At 68.7% G+C, this 16158-nt stretch carries 12 protein-coding genes and 1 pseudogene; 6 read left to right on the forward strand and 7 right to left on the reverse strand.

What is annotated here, in order from left to right:
- Positions 1–30 precede the first annotated feature (30 nt).
- From OOK40_RS24960 to OOK40_RS24970, 3 genes are all read left to right on the forward strand, one after another.
- Positions 31–942: a hypothetical protein gene (locus tag OOK40_RS24960; RefSeq protein WP_266486029.1), complete on the forward strand. Its 912-nt coding sequence runs from the start codon at positions 31–33 to the stop codon at positions 940–942.
- 1092 nt (positions 943–2034) lie between these two features.
- The gene (locus OOK40_RS24965) at positions 2035–2433 is read left to right on the forward strand and encodes a hypothetical protein (protein WP_266486032.1); all 399 of its coding nucleotides are present in this window, start codon (positions 2035–2037) and stop codon (positions 2431–2433) included.
- A gap of 33 nt (positions 2434–2466) precedes the next feature.
- On the forward strand, positions 2467–3654 hold the full coding sequence (locus tag OOK40_RS24970) for a 3-hydroxybenzoate 6-monooxygenase (RefSeq protein WP_266486599.1): 1188 nt from the start codon (positions 2467–2469) through the stop codon (positions 3652–3654).
- 49 nt (positions 3655–3703) lie between these two features.
- Here the strand turns inward: OOK40_RS24970 and OOK40_RS24975 are convergent.
- From OOK40_RS24975 to OOK40_RS24990, 4 genes and pseudogenes are all read right to left on the reverse strand, one after another.
- Positions 3704–4216: pseudogene (locus OOK40_RS24975) on the reverse strand (transposase); the annotation flags it as partial.
- Positions 4217–4309: 93 nt separating this feature from the next.
- Positions 4310–7144, reverse strand: coding sequence for a type 2 lanthipeptide synthetase LanM family protein (locus tag OOK40_RS24980; RefSeq protein WP_266486035.1), 2835 nt, complete (start codon positions 7142–7144; stop codon positions 4310–4312).
- A 252-nt stretch (positions 7145–7396) separates the two neighbouring features.
- A complete protein-coding gene (locus OOK40_RS24985) occupies positions 7397–7597 on the reverse strand; it encodes a DUF6229 family protein (protein WP_266486038.1) in 201 nt (66 codons plus the stop codon).
- Positions 7598–8116: 519 nt separating this feature from the next.
- Positions 8117–8509, reverse strand: coding sequence for a hypothetical protein (locus OOK40_RS24990; protein WP_323136118.1), 393 nt, complete (start codon positions 8507–8509; stop codon positions 8117–8119).
- Here OOK40_RS24990 and OOK40_RS24995 point away from each other — a divergent pair.
- Positions 8482–9639: a CocE/NonD family hydrolase gene (locus tag OOK40_RS24995; RefSeq protein WP_266486041.1), complete on the forward strand. Its 1158-nt coding sequence runs from the start codon at positions 8482–8484 to the stop codon at positions 9637–9639. The genes OOK40_RS24990 and OOK40_RS24995 overlap by 28 nt on opposite strands.
- Positions 9640–9780: 141 nt before the next feature.
- On the opposite strand, the gene OOK40_RS25000 is transcribed toward OOK40_RS24995, so the two are convergent.
- The 3 genes from OOK40_RS25000 to OOK40_RS25010 all read right to left on the reverse strand — a co-directional run bounded on the left by OOK40_RS25000 (position 9781) and on the right by OOK40_RS25010 (position 13846).
- Complete coding sequence (locus OOK40_RS25000; protein WP_323136106.1) at positions 9781–10323, reverse strand: trypco2 family protein; 543 nt, start codon at positions 10321–10323, stop codon at positions 9781–9783.
- A complete protein-coding gene (locus OOK40_RS25005) occupies positions 10323–12914 on the reverse strand; it encodes a CHAT domain-containing protein (protein WP_266486077.1) in 2592 nt (863 codons plus the stop codon). The genes OOK40_RS25000 and OOK40_RS25005 overlap by 1 nt, the downstream gene beginning before the upstream one ends.
- Before the next feature lie 320 nt (positions 12915–13234).
- Entirely contained in the window at positions 13235–13846 is a 612-nt protein-coding gene (locus OOK40_RS25010) for a TetR/AcrR family transcriptional regulator (RefSeq protein ID WP_266486080.1), read from the reverse strand.
- A gap of 168 nt (positions 13847–14014) precedes the next feature.
- Between OOK40_RS25010 and OOK40_RS25015 the strand changes: the two genes are divergently transcribed.
- Positions 14015–14857 carry an alpha/beta fold hydrolase gene (locus tag OOK40_RS25015; protein WP_266486083.1) on the forward strand — a complete coding sequence of 281 codons (843 nt, stop codon included), beginning with the start codon at positions 14015–14017 and terminating at the stop codon, positions 14855–14857.
- A gap of 57 nt (positions 14858–14914) precedes the next feature.
- Positions 14915–15829 (forward strand): MBL fold metallo-hydrolase, encoded by a 915-nt coding sequence (locus OOK40_RS25020; protein ID WP_266486086.1) that lies wholly within the window; start codon positions 14915–14917, stop codon positions 15827–15829.
- Positions 15830–16158 lie beyond the last annotated feature (329 nt).

Genomic DNA, 16158 nt, shown 5'->3' on the forward strand with positions numbered 1-16158 from the left:
ACTGGGGGAGATATGCGAACAGTTCGAGGATTGGGTGCCCTCTGCCTGCTTCTGTCTGCGGCCGGAGTGGCCGGATGCGGCGAACAGACCGTGGTCGCCGACATTGACCCCGGTCCGAGCGTTCGAGTGGCCGCGCCCGACGGCGGCCGCGCGCGGCAGGTCTCCGACGCCTGGAAGGGATCGCAGGCCGCCCGGCAGTGGAGGGACGGATTCTTCTCCCTGGACTTGTGGATCCAAGAGCCCCAGTACGCCTTCCGCAACGGGGAGGACAAGGTGGCGTTCGGGAACCGGAACTTCGACCTGGAGGGCTCATTGCCCGGCAAGGCGGGGAAGGGCACGATCCGGTGGGAGGGCGGCGGTTCGCTGGCCGCCCCCCTCAAGCCGGCTCAGCAGGTGTTCGAGCAGTTGGACGGCGACGCGCCCGGGGGCGCGGACGGGGACGACGACAAGAACCCGCTGATCGTGACCGGGGCGAAGTTGGGTGAGATCACGATGGCCACCAGCCGGGGACCAGCTCGCGTCCCGGCGTGGTTCTTCACCTTGAAGGGATACGACACCCCGCTCAAGCACGTCGCGTTGGGCGATTCGATGCGGGTGAAGTCACCGGTCAAGCCGTTGGAGTCCCGGGCCCAGACCGATGACCTGATGCCGCTCCAGGGCCTCAAGTCGGTGGCCAAGGACGGTCGGAGCATCACGTTGTCGGCCGGACACGGCTCCTGCGACGAAGGCCCGGCGGTGAAGGTTCTCCAGACCGGGGACAACGTGGTCCTGTCGGCCTCGATCATCAACAGGGCCGAGGGTGCCTGCGCGAGCATCCTGTTCATCAAGGAGGTCACGGTGAAACTGGACCGCCCGCTCGGCGACCGCATCCTCCTCGACGCGTTCAGCGGGGCACCCGTGATCGTAGAATCGCCGGACTCGGCCAAACCGGTCGGCTCTTGATCCTCACCAGGCATTCGCGTTCCGCTGCGGACGGTGGGTAAGGAACCGGCGGCCCCAAGCCTTGCCCGTGGTCCAGCGCTGCTCGGTGCCTCCGTCGGCCGGGTCGAAGTCGAGCGGGCCTGCCCCCCGATGGCACCGGGGGTTCCAGTGCGAAGTCCGGGGCGATCTGGGGGTGGATGGTTCCCGAACCGTCCACGGTGAAGCGCAGATTCAATCCGTTCTTGCCGTTGACGGACCCGCAGTTCCACAGGCCGGCACCGCGGTCGGTGCTGCCGCGCGAGTCTTGGCCGTAGTCGGGGTCGGCGTTGCTGCGCAGTACGCCGATGGCTTCTGCGCTCCTCCACACCTGGGTCGCGGCTGCCGGTGCAGGCGCGGTGTGACCTCGGTGTGGTTGGCTCTCACGCCGCCCTCGATGGCGTCATCTCGGTGGCGACGTTGACGACCAGGGTGCAGCCGCCTCCCACCGTGATCGGCACCGGCCGGGGCGTGACCGCATACGGCCGGGATCGATGCCTTGGTTGGACACCACCTCATAGTGCTCGGGATGGCGCCCGCTGATGAGGCGGCACGCCAGACTCCGGCTGTGGCTGTGACCGGCCCAGCGGCCGCGCCCCAAGCTCTAGCCGGTGTGACTCGTGGTTCCGATCGCCTCGCGTGTCCTCGTCGGCGCGGCTCACGCGTTGTGGGGTGGGGGCGCTGGTGAGCGGGAGGTGGTCGGGGGTGGTTCGGGGGTGCTCTCCTTCGCCCAACTCTGTTGTGACATGTGTCACTTCAGGTGTCGGGCTCGGTGGGTGACCCGCGCGCGGGTGCTCGTTGGCCCTGTTCAGAGGGACTTCTTGAACTGGAGTGCGATTGTCGAAACTACGTAGCGTTCCTGTTCGTGATCAACGGGTGATTTTTTTGTCGATGTGATGAGTGATCGGGCGTCGTTCCCGACATCGTGGTGTTCAGGCCAACTTGGTCCTGATGCGGGCTTGTTGCCGTGCTGCCCCCAACGAAGAGGAACTGCGATGACTACTGAGCGCCGGAGGCCCGAGTGAGCGACGACGACGTCCTGGGGACGTCTCGCCCCAGGGCGGATACGGCCAGCCGGTGCGTGCCCCGCTGCCCCTTGACTACGAGGGCTTCTATCTCGGCCACCAGGAGTTCTTCCATGCCTTCGCCGAGATCCATCTCGGCAGCCGCCGCGCGGCCGAGGACGTGGTCCACCAGGTGTTCCTGGAGATCCTGGCCGGCTGGGAGCAGCTGCTGCAGGAAGACGGTCTGGAGCAGCAGACCCTCACGGTCCTGCACCGCCATGTCACCCGCCGGCTCGAGTACGAGGGCCGCACACCCGCATTCGTCATCAATGGGCCGATAGCCCAGAACCTGTGCGCGGTCCGCAAGGAGCTGGAGATCAGGTACGGCCTTCGGCCTGCCGCAGTCGGCTCCGCCCCGGGGTGTTTTCCCCAACTGCTTCCCGCGCCCGCGCGGATGGTCCCCCTGATCTGAACTTCCAGTCTTCCTGCAGTGAAAGTGAAAACAATGAAGATTGTCATTGCCGGTGGTGGTATCGGCGGCCTTGCGGCGGCGCTGAGTGTCGCACGGCACGGCAGCCAGGTGGTCGTCCTGGAACGAAAGGACAGCTTCAGCGAATTGGGCGCGGGTATCCAGCTCGGCCCCAACGCCTTCCACGCCCTCGACCGGCTGAGTGTCGGCGAAGCGGTACGTCAACGTGCCGTCCATATCGACGAGTTGAGGTTCATGGACGGCACCACCGGCGAGCAGGTTGCGATTATGCCGCTCACCGGCGCATATCGTGCCCGCTTCGGCAATCCGTACACCGTGGTGCACCGCGGCGACCTTTACCAGGCGCTGCTGGAGGCCTGCGTTGCGGAACCGGGCATCGCGCTGAACACCAACTGCTCAGTGACCTGCTACGAGCAAGACACGGAAAGTGTCACGGCCATCACCGACACGGGACGCCGCTTCACCGGAGCGGCACTCATCGGCGCCGACGGCATCCGCTCCGCGGTTCGTCACCAGATCGTCGGCGACGGCGTCCCGCGTGTATCCGGACATACGATCTACCGGTCCGTGATCCCGATGGAGCAGGTTCCGGAGGAACTCCGTTGGAATGCTGTCACGTTGTGGGCCGGACCCAAATGGCATTTCGTTCACTATCCCATCGGCAGCGGAAAGTTCCTCAACCTGGCCGCCACTCGGGACGACGGTGCACAGAACGTTGTGGTCGGCAGGCCGGCCGAGACAGCTCACGTGCTGACCGAGTTCCCCGATCTGAGCGACACGGCCCGGCAGTTGCTGGAGCTGGGGACCGACTGGAAGGAATGGGTGCTGTGTGACCGTGACCCCGTTGACCGCTGGACGGACGGACGCGTGGCTCTCCTTGGTGACGCGGCGCATCCCATGCTTCAGTACGCGGCCCAGGGCGCCTGCATGGCGCTCGAGGACGCGGTACTCATCGGCCAGTTGCTCTCGGGGCCGGCTGAGGACACCGCGCAACGGCTTGAGAAGTACCAAGCCGAGCGGTGCGAGCGAACAGCCAGGGCGCAGCGGGTGGCCCGAGCCATGGGCGAACAGCTCTATCACCCTGCCGGGGAAGCTGCCACCGCGCGCAACGCCATGCTGTCCTCCTTCACCGCCGACGAGTTGTACGACAAGGTCCAGTGGCTGCACGGAGCTCGCGTCGGCGGGACGGGAGAGCATCGTTGAGCAGGTTGCGCTGGCTGACCGCGGGGAGTCCCACGGTCCCGCACTCGGTCAGCACGATGGTGTGCAGGGCGTTGTTCGCGGCCCGGTCACCGCCCCGGTTGAGCCGGTGGCGGTGGGTGCGGCCGGAAGAGGCCGGGATCGGAGCGACCCCGGCAAGATGCGCGAACGCGCCTTCGGAACGCATCCGTTCCGGGCTGTCCACGGCCGAGGCGAGGAGTTGGAGCAGCGCGGGAGTGGCCTGGCTGACCAGCGGGCCCATCTCGGCGTCCAGCTCGGCGATCTCCTCGTCCATCGTCTGATGGCGACAGGCGAGCCGGCGCAGTGCCGCACGGGTGGCCGCCAGCGGGCGTGACAGATCGCAGCCGGGCCAGGGTGCGTACAAGCGCGGCTCGCGCCGGACCGGCGACCCGTTCGCGCAGCATCGCGGATGCGGACACCAGAAGGCCCGGATCTGCTTCATCGCCTGGGTGCGGGCCTTGACCGCGCTGCGGCGGGCGATCCGCAGCACGCGTACCGCCTCGACCACGCCGTCCCGGCTCTTGGGGACGCCGGTGGCCCCACCGACGCGCCGACAAATCCCCAACAGGACAGTCGAAGACGTCAGTCAGTCGGTAAGTCACACGCATCAGCAGAACCACCACTCACATTCCCACTGTCAGTCGAGGAGTAGGGGATTGGGCAGGGTGGCCGCGGGGTGCATGCGGAGGAGGGTGTGAAGGACTCCTGAGAGGCCGGACATGATGCTGGGGGAGAACGCTTCGCGGGCCAGCCCGCCGACCGGGCCGCGTTGTTCGAGGCCGGTGAGGATTTCGGCGTCGAGGTCAGAGGGGTCGCCGAAGTTCAGGGACGTGAGGAATTCCCACTGGCCGAGGTCGCCGTGGCACAGGGTGTGGCTCCAGCCGAAGCCTTCGGCGGCGCAGGCGCGTGCTGCGCGCTGGGCCATGTCGAGGTGGGCGGGATCGCCCGCGCGTCGGTGGAGATCGAGCATGCCGATGCCAACTCCCGCGCTGCCGTGGCACCAGCTGGTGAAGAAGTCCTCCTCCGCGCCGATGCGGACGTCGCGCCAGTTGCCGTGCTCGGGTTGGTAGAGGGACTCCTGGTAGGCGAAGGCCCGCTCGGCGAGGTGGGTCCAGCCGCGCTGTTCGGCCGCGGAACCCGCGTCGCTGAGGGCGAGCCGGGTCAGCGCCCAGCCGAGCCCGGTGGCGCCGTGGGCGAAGCCGCCGATGCCCTCGGGGTTGAGCCGGGTCGTCCAGCGGGCGCCGCTCGCGTCGACCGTGGCCAGCGCGGTCAGCCGGCGGCCGATGTGTGCGGCGGCGCCGAGCCAGCGGTCCTGCCCGGTCGCCGCGGCCAGGTTGAGGAGGGGGACGACTGCGCCAGCCGCCCCGTTGAGGAGGTCCACCTCGACGTCGTCCTCGACCAGTCGGCCTTCCGCGAGCAGCAGGGCCCTTTCGGTGGCCCGCTCCAGCAGCCAGTCCTGACCGAGCACCCGGTGCAACGCCATCCACGTCCACACCTGCGACGCGGCACCGCTGAACGCCCCGGGTGACGGCGTCGGCGTACGGTCCTCGGTGCCGACCAGTACCCGCAGCGCCCCCTCGAACGTCTCGGCGACGCCCGGCACATCGTCCGCCCGCCCGGCCAGCACCTCGGCCACGTACTCCGCGAGCGTCAGCGCCACCCCGCCCTGCCCGGTGTAGAGGTCGGCTGGCAGCACCCTGATGGACCACCCGGCGGGGGTGAAGACAGGGCTGATCCAGGTGACCGTACCGTCCTCGCCGCGCACCGCCCCGTCACACAGCCGCCGTACCATCTGCGCGGCCAGGTCGCGGCGGCGCCGCTCCCGGTCACGGGCGTGCGGGTCGCGGGCGGCGGCCTGCACCCGCTCAGGCAGCGAACGTTCATTGAGGTACGCGCCCACCAGCGCGTCCTGGATCACCGACTCCTCCAGCGCCAGGTCGGTGGTGCGCCAGTCCTCGACGGTGGTCCGTACGGCGGCCGCGTCCACGGTGAAGGTGAACATCGGTACGTCGCCTGCCAGTAGGTCCGCGATCTCACCGTCGATTGCCGCGCGGTCGGTCGGCGCGCCGGGCAGCACCTCGGCGTTGCGCCGGAGGATGTCCCGGGCGCGCTCGAGTGCCGCCGCCTCATCGTGCAACGACGCAGGGTGCCACAGCATCCGGCCGATGTCGACGTACGCCTGCGTCGGCCGCAGGATCCGCCGCGCCTGGGCGCCTTCGAAGCGGCGCAGCAGCCGGTACGCGTCGACCCCGGGCCGGCGCAGGTGCGCGGTCATCTCGAGGAAACCGGCCAGGATCCGGTCCCAGTACGTGCTCAGCACCGGGGTGGGGCTCGGGTGATTGCCGGCGGTGGGCATCGCCACCAGGTCCACCTGGAAGCGAGCCGCCGCGCTGCCACCATCTGCGATCACCGGGTTCGGGATCAGCGGTTGCTGGCCGGGCAGCGCCCCGATCCCGGAGATGTCCACCCCGCCGAGCGCGAAGCCGGTGCCGCGTACGGGCAGCAGTCCGGTACGCAGCACCGTACGGCGGATGGCCGCTGCCGCCACGTCCACCGCGTCCCCCCGGCCGCTGGGCGGGAAGGGCGCGGGGACGTCGAAGAGCGTCTCAGCGTCCACGATCACCGGGACCGGGCCCGCGGCGATCATGTTCTCGGCGTGCATGTCGGTGCCGCCGGTGCAGCGGAGGACGGCCAGCCAGTGTCCGACGTTGCGGTAGAACGCGGCGAGTTCGGTGTCGTCCGCACAGTAGCGGTGGCGGACGAACTCGGCCCAGCCGTAACCCTCGCGCGCCAGTGTCCGCGGCACCCGGATGCGCTCATCCGGCGCCGGGGCACCGGGAAAGTCAGCGTAGAGCTCCTCCAGCAGCGCTTCCAGCGCCACGTCGGCCTCGGACGGCCGGGGCTTGTACATGACGCTCCCGCCAGTGAAGTCAACCCGACTGACCGTCAGGCCGCCCCGGTGGGTGTCGCCCGCACCGAACGCGACGGCTCGCAGCTCCCCCGCGGGTCCCCCCAGCAGCGGCCGCAGCAGTTCGCGGTCCGCGGCGAACCGCTGCGCGAAACCGGCCGTCGCCGCCACCGACAGCCGAGCTACCGACGCGATCCGCGGGCCGGCGCTCGGGTATCGGCCGGCCAGCCGGTCGAGATAGCCCTCCTCACCGGCCTGCTCGATGAACGCGGCCCACGTCCTCGTGTCGGATCCGGCCCCTGCGCCAGGGGCGGCCCGCCCGCCGCCTTCTGCCAAGCGCAGCGCGTGCAGTTCAATCAGGAACATGCGGGACAGCTTCGCGTGCAAGGACTTGAGCAGGGCGGTGTGGCCGGCCTCCAGCACCGCTTCTCGTTCCTTCCGGCCCAGGGCGTCCACGGCGGTCAGCCGCCGGGCCAGCTCTTCCCGCCATGGTCGGGCGATGGTTCGTACGGGTTGGGCGAACCATTCCGCCTCGTCCTTCTTTTCCGGCGCCACTCCGCTCACCGTTTACCCTCCCCATTCCGCCGCGCGTTCGCGCCCTCGGGCGCCTCAAAGGGGCGCGGGGAACTGCGCGACCGAGGTGCGGACGCGTCGTTGCTTGGCAGTCAGTTCCCCACGCCCTTGTTTCGAAGCGCACTCCGCACGGCGCCCCCCAAAGAAGCGCATTCCGCAGGAGAAACGGTCAGGCAGCGCGCCTCGGAGAAGGCACTCCGTAGGAAGTCCCTCCGTAGAGGGTCCTAAAGGCGCCGCAGGTGATCAGCAGCACCAGCTGCCGCGCGACCCGCTCGGGCTGGAACAGAAGCCGTAGAGGGAGTCGCTCGGGTCGGTGAGTGCAGCCTCGGCGGCGGCGCCGCCGATGTAGAGGGGCCCGGCGGGGTTGGTCTGGCCGTACGCGCTCTCGGCGCCTGACAGCCAGGCGTCGAGCACGGCGGTGGTGGGAACACTGGTCTGGGGCATCAGCGGCCTCCGGACGTGGGGATTGGGACGGATTGCCCAGTGCTGAGTATCGCCGGATTCGAACACCCGTCAGACGGCCAATCTGGCCAAAGTCGTTTGGTGCTCTTGCGGCGTAACGCTATGTGTGTGGCGGGCGGGACGGTGGCACGGTCGAGCGGTGACCGGGCGATGAACCTCCTCAGCGACCCGCTCGGCCGGTTTCAGGACCGGGCGGAGATTGCCGCTCCGTGCAGCGCATGGCATCCCAGACCGGGGCCGGCCACGACCTGCCATAAGCCCAGCCCGATAGGCAACGGAAGTGACGCGGACAGAGACGAGTCTGGTTTCGCCCACGCACTGACGCGCGCCCGCGCCCAGCAGCTGCTGCCCGCAGAACTCGACGTCGAGATGTCGGCCGCCCACTCCTGGCCCTCTACCAAGGTCTGCTGGTGCTTGTCCGGGCCGGTACGGCCGCCGCCAAGTTGCACACCATCACCGACGGAGCCCTGGCGTCGATCGGCGTCAGGCAAGCCAAGACAGTCAAGCAAGCGGTCGCTGAGCTTTCGTGGGGAGGGGGTCGGCGAGGTAGTGCTGGATGGTGGGGGCAAGGAGGTCGGTGACGGTGTCGGCGGGAAGGGTGGCGATGTCGCCGACCTGCCAGATGTAGCGATTCATGACCATGCCGACGATCTGGGTGGCGATGAGGCTGGCGCGCAGGGTGCGTTCGGCGTCGGGCAGGCTGTGGGAGACGACGGCCAGGACGAGTTCGGAGAACAACTGCCGTAGGCGGTGCATGGCGGCGGGTTCCTGGGCGGCGGTGAGGATGATGGAACGCAGGATCTCGGCGGAGGCGGGGTCTTCCCACAGGCGCAGGGTGGCCTGAGGACCTGCTGTACCTGCCGGCGGTGTCGATCTTCCGGTACATCGAGACAGGCCCGATCGACTACTGGACCGGCCACGGCTACGCCGTCGTGATCGGCGACCAGCGCGGCACCGGCATGTCCGAGGGGGAGTTCGCGCTGTTCGGGCCCGCCGAGCAGCGCGACTTCTACGACACCATCGAGTGGATCGCCTCCCGGCCCTGGTCGACCGGGAAGGTTTCGATGATCGGGGAGAGCGCCTACAGCGTGAACCAGTGGCTGGCCGCCGCGCAGCGCCCGCCGCACTTGACCTGCGCGCTGATCTACAGCGGGTTCACGAACCTCTACCACGACGCGGTCTACCACGGCGGGGTCTACTCCATGGGGTTCCTCAACTTCTGGTCGACCGACCACCTCCGCGCCAGCGCGACCATCGGCGGCGGCACTCCGCCCAGGCCCGGCGGCGCTGCCTGGGTTGCGATGGCTCACCACCCCACCGTCACCCGCAGCGGGAAGCGGACTTTCCCGCAGTACGGCGACCGGCACGAGGCGACTGGCCCCTTCGCCCGACGAGCACGTCTGTGGCGCCTGCTACCGGACCTCACGCCGGAGGACCAGGAGCGCGCCATCGAGCACGAGCAGCCGGAGCTCACCAGCGAACAGCCCCGAAAGGCGGGGCCCCCACCACATCGACAGGAGGCCCCGCCATGGCCAACCTCTCCTCTACCCGATCGGCGCCGCTGTCGGCGCTACGTACGCGGCCGCCGCATGGGCCTGGCGCCGCTTCAAGGCCGCGGCCCGGGCGGGCGTGTACCCGGGATCCCCGCAGCACCAGGCCGCGCTCCGGTCGGTCAAGGACCGCACCGCACCCCAGTTCACGTACTGGCCGTACCTGCCGACCGCGATGCAGGCCGCCCACGACGAGCGGGCTCTGGACACCCCGGCGGCGAAGCCGCCCACCCCATGACCCCAACACCCCACACGGAGGAGGTGAGCACCATGACCACCCTCATCGCGGCCGCTGTGGTGCTCACCGCCACGGCGGCCGCCATATGTGCCCACCGCGCCCGTACGGCACAACGCCAGCTGTCCCGGGAGCAGGCCGTCGCGGCTGATCGGCGCTGTGCACCACCGCGGCGTGTGCCCCTCAAGGACCGTCTGCGGACCGTCCGCCAGACGCAGGACGCGCACGCCGCCTTGTAGTACCGCAGGCCGAAGGAAGTCGAAGCCTGATGCGGTGAATGGCCTCGTACGCCCTGGCGTGCGCCTGACGGGCTGTCTGCAGCCTGGATGGTGCCGGGCACTGACGCGAAGAGGATCTTGTGTGGAGCGCGGGGACGCGCTTCAGGCGTCCGGCTGGAGCGCCAATGCCGGGGGAGCCATCGTAATGAGCAGAGTGTGCGTCACTTCCTCGTGCAGTGTGCCGTCCAGGCCGAGAGAGACGGTCCCGTCCTCAGTGATCGCGAACTCGAGGCTGACCGTGCTGTCCTTGAGGTGGAACGGGTCCTCGCCCGCACTGGCCGAAGCCATCACGCGGCGGATCATCGTGATCGCATCGACCAGCACACTGTCCACCGTTCCGTCACGAAGCTCGTGCTGCTGTGCCAGATCAGGGGGGACAAGGGTCATTTCGATGAGATGGGTGTCCCGCTGAGTCACCGAGCGCCCGATCTTGAGTTTCATGCCGAGGAACGGCAGACGAAAGTTCCATGAGCTGCCCGCCGTCGCGGCGGCAACGGCATGAAGGGTGAGTCGCACCGAGGTGATGCGCAGATCCCTCTCGGTATCTGTGGCCGATATGTTCGACTGCGTCACCGCACTCTTGACCGCGGCCACCAAGTCCTCCACGGGGACGCCGTCGTCAGTTACGTTCATGCTTCCTCGCATCAGGTGTGGGTGGGCACGACCGCGGCGGGGTTGCCGTAGACCGTGTACGCCAACCAGGTGGGATCCGCGGCATCGTGTCCGGCGTGACAGCGTGCCTGGTGGGCCGCAGCACCGAGCGCCTCGCCCGCGGAGAGAGACGCGTAGAAGGCTTCGGCGAACCGCTGGGCGCTGTCACTGCGCACCGCCCACAGCGTGCCCACAAAGGCTCCGGCACCGGCTCCCATGAACTGCTGCGCCCACCCGAGCATCTGGGTGTACTGCGGGACCACTCCGGCGGCCCGGCATGCGTTGATGAAGACAAGCGGGCTGCTGCGTTCCAGGGCGCGGCGTGCGACCGCGCTGTTCAGCAGGGCCGGGACGAACGGGCCTCCCTCCAGGGCGATCGATGAACCACCGCCGCCGGTGTCGAAGGCGTTGTGGCAGGTGAAGTGCAGTGGCCCCGTCGTGCCGGCATCGATCACCGCGAGAATGTCGTCCAGTGTGTTGACGATCTTTCCGTTGCCGAGGATCCGGCTAAGCGACTCGATCTCGCTCGAGCCGTTGACGGGTACCCGTGAGGAGATGACGTAGTGCGGCTCGTCGATGGGCAGGGCGGGGGAGCGTGGCTGACCCAGGCTGTTTCTCAGGACCGGAAACTGTTCGACCATGAACCCTTCGTCGCGCCCCGGCGCGATGGGGTAGAGCAGCTCCCACGGGATGACATCGTGCTCGGTCGCGATACTGAACGCCGTGATGTGATCCCGCAGCTGCCAGAACTGCTCTTTGATCAGGTCCGGAACCATTTCGATCCACAGACCGACGCCTGTCTCCTTCATCCAGCGCCGTGCATGGCCGCCGGTGTAGTCCCCACGGCCCGCTGCCAGTCTCTGCAACATGGCGAACGCCCGCTCCGTGGCCACTTCCGGGTTCGCCGTGAGGGCCTGGGCGAGAACGGCGCCGTAGATGCACCGGTCTGAGAGGAGCCGGAAAGTGTACTGGTCGCCCACGCGGTCGACGAGCAGCGTGACTTCACCGGGATTGCTGCGAATCTCCCCCACCGTGGCGGCGCTTGGCGACCCCACCTCGTAGGGGCCGTCGGACTCCACCGACACCTCGAGGCCGATCTCCGTGAGAAAGGTCCCGCCCGCCCAGGCAGTCACCCTGACGCGGTGGAGGCCTTCTTCCCGGGCCAGAAATGAGAATCGCGCCGGTGCCGGGTCACCCGACGGCGCCACAGTGATGGTCTGTTCCAAAGGTCCTTGAGGGTCCAGCCCGGCAGGCGCCTGCACAATGACGGTCAACGGCGTGCCCTCGCCGCCCGGTTCGAACCCCTGCAACGGGGCCGACACCTCGTTGTCAATGGATGAAGGGCTGGTCGGCACCCGTACGATCAGACTCACCGGCCCGGACAACGCCGCGTGAGAGGGCATCTGCGCCACCAGGAATCGGCTGGTCACCGGAGTGATCGGCGCTGTTTCCTCAGCCGAGGCCTCGCCCAAGGGCGAACGCCTCACTGCCGACGCCGAGCCCATTGCGTGTTGTGCCCATCCGGCGCCCCACTCACGAACGTGGTCGGCAGCATCGGCACGTGTCCACCACTCGACGGCACCGGTCGGCCTTCCGGTCCGCGCGAGGTAGCCGGCCAGCACCCGCATCGCCTCGACGTCACCCGTGACAGCCATCTCGTGCAGTTGCCACTCAACCCCGTCATCCCGAGCCCACTGAGCGGCTCGGCCCAGTCGCTCTGTCAGCCTCGCGGCCAGAGAAGAGGCGACACGGGCGTCCAGGGTGTCAGCACCCTCCCACCACTCGATGGCCTCGTCAGGGCGACCGAGGCGGGCAAGTGCTTCCGCGACCCATCGGACGTGCCGCGTCCCGCGGACGCGCGCCAGACGGTGCAGCTCCTTGCGTGACACCTCCTGGCGCGTATCCGCCGCAGCGCGGGCCACCAGCTCCGCCACCGCTGTGGCGTCACCACCGTCTGCCAGCTGCCGCAGCTGCTCCTCGGCTTCGGCCACGCGTCCTGCGCTGTCGAGGGCCGCGACGAGTGCCCATTCGACGGTGGCACCGGCGGTGGCGGCACAGGTCAGCCATTCGACGGCTTCGGAGAGTCGCTCGGCGGCGCCGTCGGCCTGCAGGCGCTCCGCCAGCTCCAGCATCGCCTTTACGTCACCGCCCTTGGCCAGCCGTCGTAGCTGCTCCTCGGCTTCGGCCGCGCGTTCTGCGCTGTCGAGGGCCGCGACGAGTTTCCACCGCAGGGGGGCGCCGGCGTTCGAGGCACGGGTCAGCCATTCGATAGCTTCGGAGAGCTGCTCACCGGCGCCGCCGATCTGCAGGCGCTTCGCCAGAGTCCCCATGGCGACCACGTCACCGCTCTCGGCCAACTGCCGCAACTGCCGTTCGACCTCGACGGCGCCCAGATAATCCGAAAGCTCGTGCAGCGCGGTCTCGTCGCCAGCCGCGGCCGACTTCTGCCACCACGCGATTGCTTCGTCGTGACGCCCATCCGCAGCCAACGCGGCGGCCAACACACGCATCGCGAACGGGTCACCCGCCGCCGCGAGCCGCCACCGCCAGTCCTGCCCCTCCTGACCTGCCCCACCGCCCGACACTCGCCCTCACCCCATGCCGCATCGTCACTGAAGGTAGACGGAGAATCACAGTAGGGCGATACGGTCGGCTTCACGCCGTTTTGCTCAAAGCGGGGGCACGGCCGTCCCTGCCGATACGCACGTGCTCAGGCCGGTGAAGTAGGCAGCCCGAGGAGACGGGTGTGGCCGGCAGCGACCCGAACACCTCCCCCTCACGGGGTGCCCGTGCCGCGGATCTCGCCGGGTGAGCTGCCGAACGCCAACGTCATCGCATCCAGGGGCGCTCCCGCCGCACAGACCGTGCTGCATCTCTCTCCACATGGGCATCGGTATTGGAACTCTTACCCTCCGGGCACGGTGCTCAAGGATGCGTCCAGTAGCGTCTTGGCGGCTCGCCAGGCATCCGTGAACACCTGTGCGTCGTTGGTGGAGGCTGCCAGCGCATTGGCGCCCTCGAAGATCACGGCGAATTGCCTGCCGAGTGTCTCCGGGTCGGCTGCTCCGGCCTCAGCAGCGGTGGCCACGAGGCGATCGCGGAAGGCTTGCTTGTGCCGCTGCGCGAGGCGGGCGACTGCCGGGAGCTCTCCTGCGCCTTCGACGACGGCGTTGTGGAAAGGGCATCCGCGGATGAGCGCCGGCGAGTCGCCCTCGATGGGGGCGAAGATCGCCAGCAGTCGCTGAGCCGGGGTCAAGTCGGCGCGCTCCAGCTCTACTTCGGCGGCGATCGGTTTCTCCGACTCGAACCGGCGAAGGTACTCCTCCACCAGCGCGTTTTTGGTCGGGAAGTGCACATAGAAGGTCCGAGGCGAGACGTGCGCAGCCTCGATGAGCGCCGCCACACCGGTGGCGTGGATACCGCGTGCGTAGAAGAGCTCCTCCGCCGCCTGCAGGATGCGCTCACGCGCGCCACGCCCGCCGCGGGTCGCCCCGGTAGTTGATGTCGTTGTGCCCATACCCGTAAGTATAGCGATCGCTTTACATCTGACGCGGAGAGGGGTAGCCTCCATGTCAGGTAAAGCGATCGCTATACCTTGATGGCGCTCAGTGGCCCAGTGCCGGCTCCTGCCCACCCGAGCATCGATCACGGCTCCCGCGAGGCCGACCCTGAAAGGGAGAGTCCGGTGACCCAGTCCTACGCGCAGGCGCCTATCAAGACGGTGTCTGCAGCCAACGGCATCGAGTACGCGTATCGCGAGGTCGGCGAGGGCGGGGTACCGCTGGTTCTGCTCATGCATTTCCGGGGCAACCTCGACTACTGGGATCCGGCGCTGGTCGACGCCCTGGCCCAGGGCCGGCGCGTCATCGCCTTCGACAACACCGGCGTCGGCGGATCCAGCGGCACCTCGCCCAGCACGGTCACGCAGATGGCACTGGACGCCATCGCCTTCATCGACGCCCTGGACCTGGCGCAGGTCGACATCCTCGGCTTCTCCCTGGGCTCCTTCGTGGCCCAGGAGATCGCGCTGATCCGGCCCGCGCTGGTACGGCGTCTCGTGCTCGCCTCGGCAGCGCCCCAGGGCGCGCCCGGCATGCACGGGTGGGCGCAGTGGGTCATCGACTCGGTGGGCAAGCCGGAGGTCGTTCCCGCATTGGTGCTCGACGTCTTCTACACCCACTCGCCGGAGAGCCGGTTGGCCGGCGAGAAGGCCATGGGGCGGATGTTCTCCCGGGCCGAGCTGGATGCGCCCACCACGTGGCAGACGCGCCAGGCGCAGTACGACGCGGTCACCGCCTGGGGCATCCCCAGCTTCTCGCTCCTGGAGCGGGTGACCGCGATCCGGGCACCGGTGTTCGTCGCAGGCGGCGACAGCGACCCGATGATCCTCCCGCGCTACTCCCACCTGCTGGCCGGGCTCATCCCCGGCGCGGAGATCAAGATCTACCCGGACGCGGCGCACGGCTTCCTCTTCCAGCACCACGAAGAGTTCGCACGTGACGTCAAGGAGTTCCTCGAACGCGTGTGAACAGCCCGACGACGACACCAACCACCAGACCACATGCAGTGATTGACAGGAGACATCATGTCCACCCAGAGCAACCTCAGCACCAACTCCGGCCTCGGTTATGGCGTGTTCGTCGCGGACCCGCTGCCCATGGCCGGTCCCGGACCGCTCCCGAACGGAGAACCCCGCAACTTCCAGCCCATCGCGGTCACCCTGATCCACGGCACGCAGGACGCCGTGCTCGTCGACCCGCCGCTCACCGTCGACCAGGCGCAAGCGGTCGGTGACTGGGTCGAGGCGAGCGGGAAGCGGCTGACGCACATCGTCGTCACCCACGGGCACGGCGACCACTGGTTCACCGCCGGGGGGCTGGCCGAGCGCTTCGGCGCCCAGGTGGTCACTTCTGCAGGCGCCGTCGCACAGATGCACAACAACGTGTATGCCCGGGAGGTGCTGTGGGACGTGATGTGGCCGGGCCAGATCCCCCCGTCCCCCGTCACGGCCGTCACGGTGCCCGGCAACCGCCTCACCCTCGAAGGACACGACCTCAACATCGTCGAAGTGGGGCACGCAGACAGCGACGACAGCGCGGTGCTGCACGTGCCGGACCTCGATCTGGTGGTGGCCGGCGACGTGATCTACAACGGCGTGCACATGTACCTCGCTGAGTCAGCCGACGGCAACCTCGGCCCCTGGCGCAAGGCCATCGACACCGTCGCCACACTGGAACCGCGCCGGATCGTGGCGAGTCACCAGAACAAGGCCCTCGACGACAACGCGGAGCGGCTCATCGCAGAGACCCGCCGATACCTCGACGACGCCGAGGCCGATCTGGCCGCGCACGACACCCCGGTGGAGTTCTTCGACTCAATGCTCAAGCGCTACCCGGAACACCTCGGCCCGACCGTTTTGTGGGTCAGCTCCCGCGCCCTCTACCTCGCGCGTGAGGGCGGCGACCCGGTGCAGAACCTCGTAGCAGCCTGGCGGCTGTAAGCCAATCCGAAGACGCCGCCAAGGCCACTGTTCGCACTACCTGGTTGCTACATCGCTCGAGCAACCCGGAGAACCCACCCCACGAATGGATACGACCTGGGAACGGAGGCTGACGCGGAGGGCCACCGTCTCACCCTTGGCCGGGAGCTTCTCCAGCTTCAGATCGACCGCGACACAACTGGCCGGGCTCTCCGACCGGGGGCTGGCCGGGACGTTGAGCGTACATTTCGGGCGCGCGGACTGTGGGACAGCGGTCGCCGTCGACGCGAGCCCACTCGGTATGACGACGGCCGCCGCGCCGATCAGGGCGACCCATCGCGCGAACTTCC

The organism is Streptomyces sp. NBC_01481, from assembly GCF_026339995.1.
Classification (GTDB): domain Bacteria; phylum Actinomycetota; class Actinomycetes; order Streptomycetales; family Streptomycetaceae; genus Streptomyces.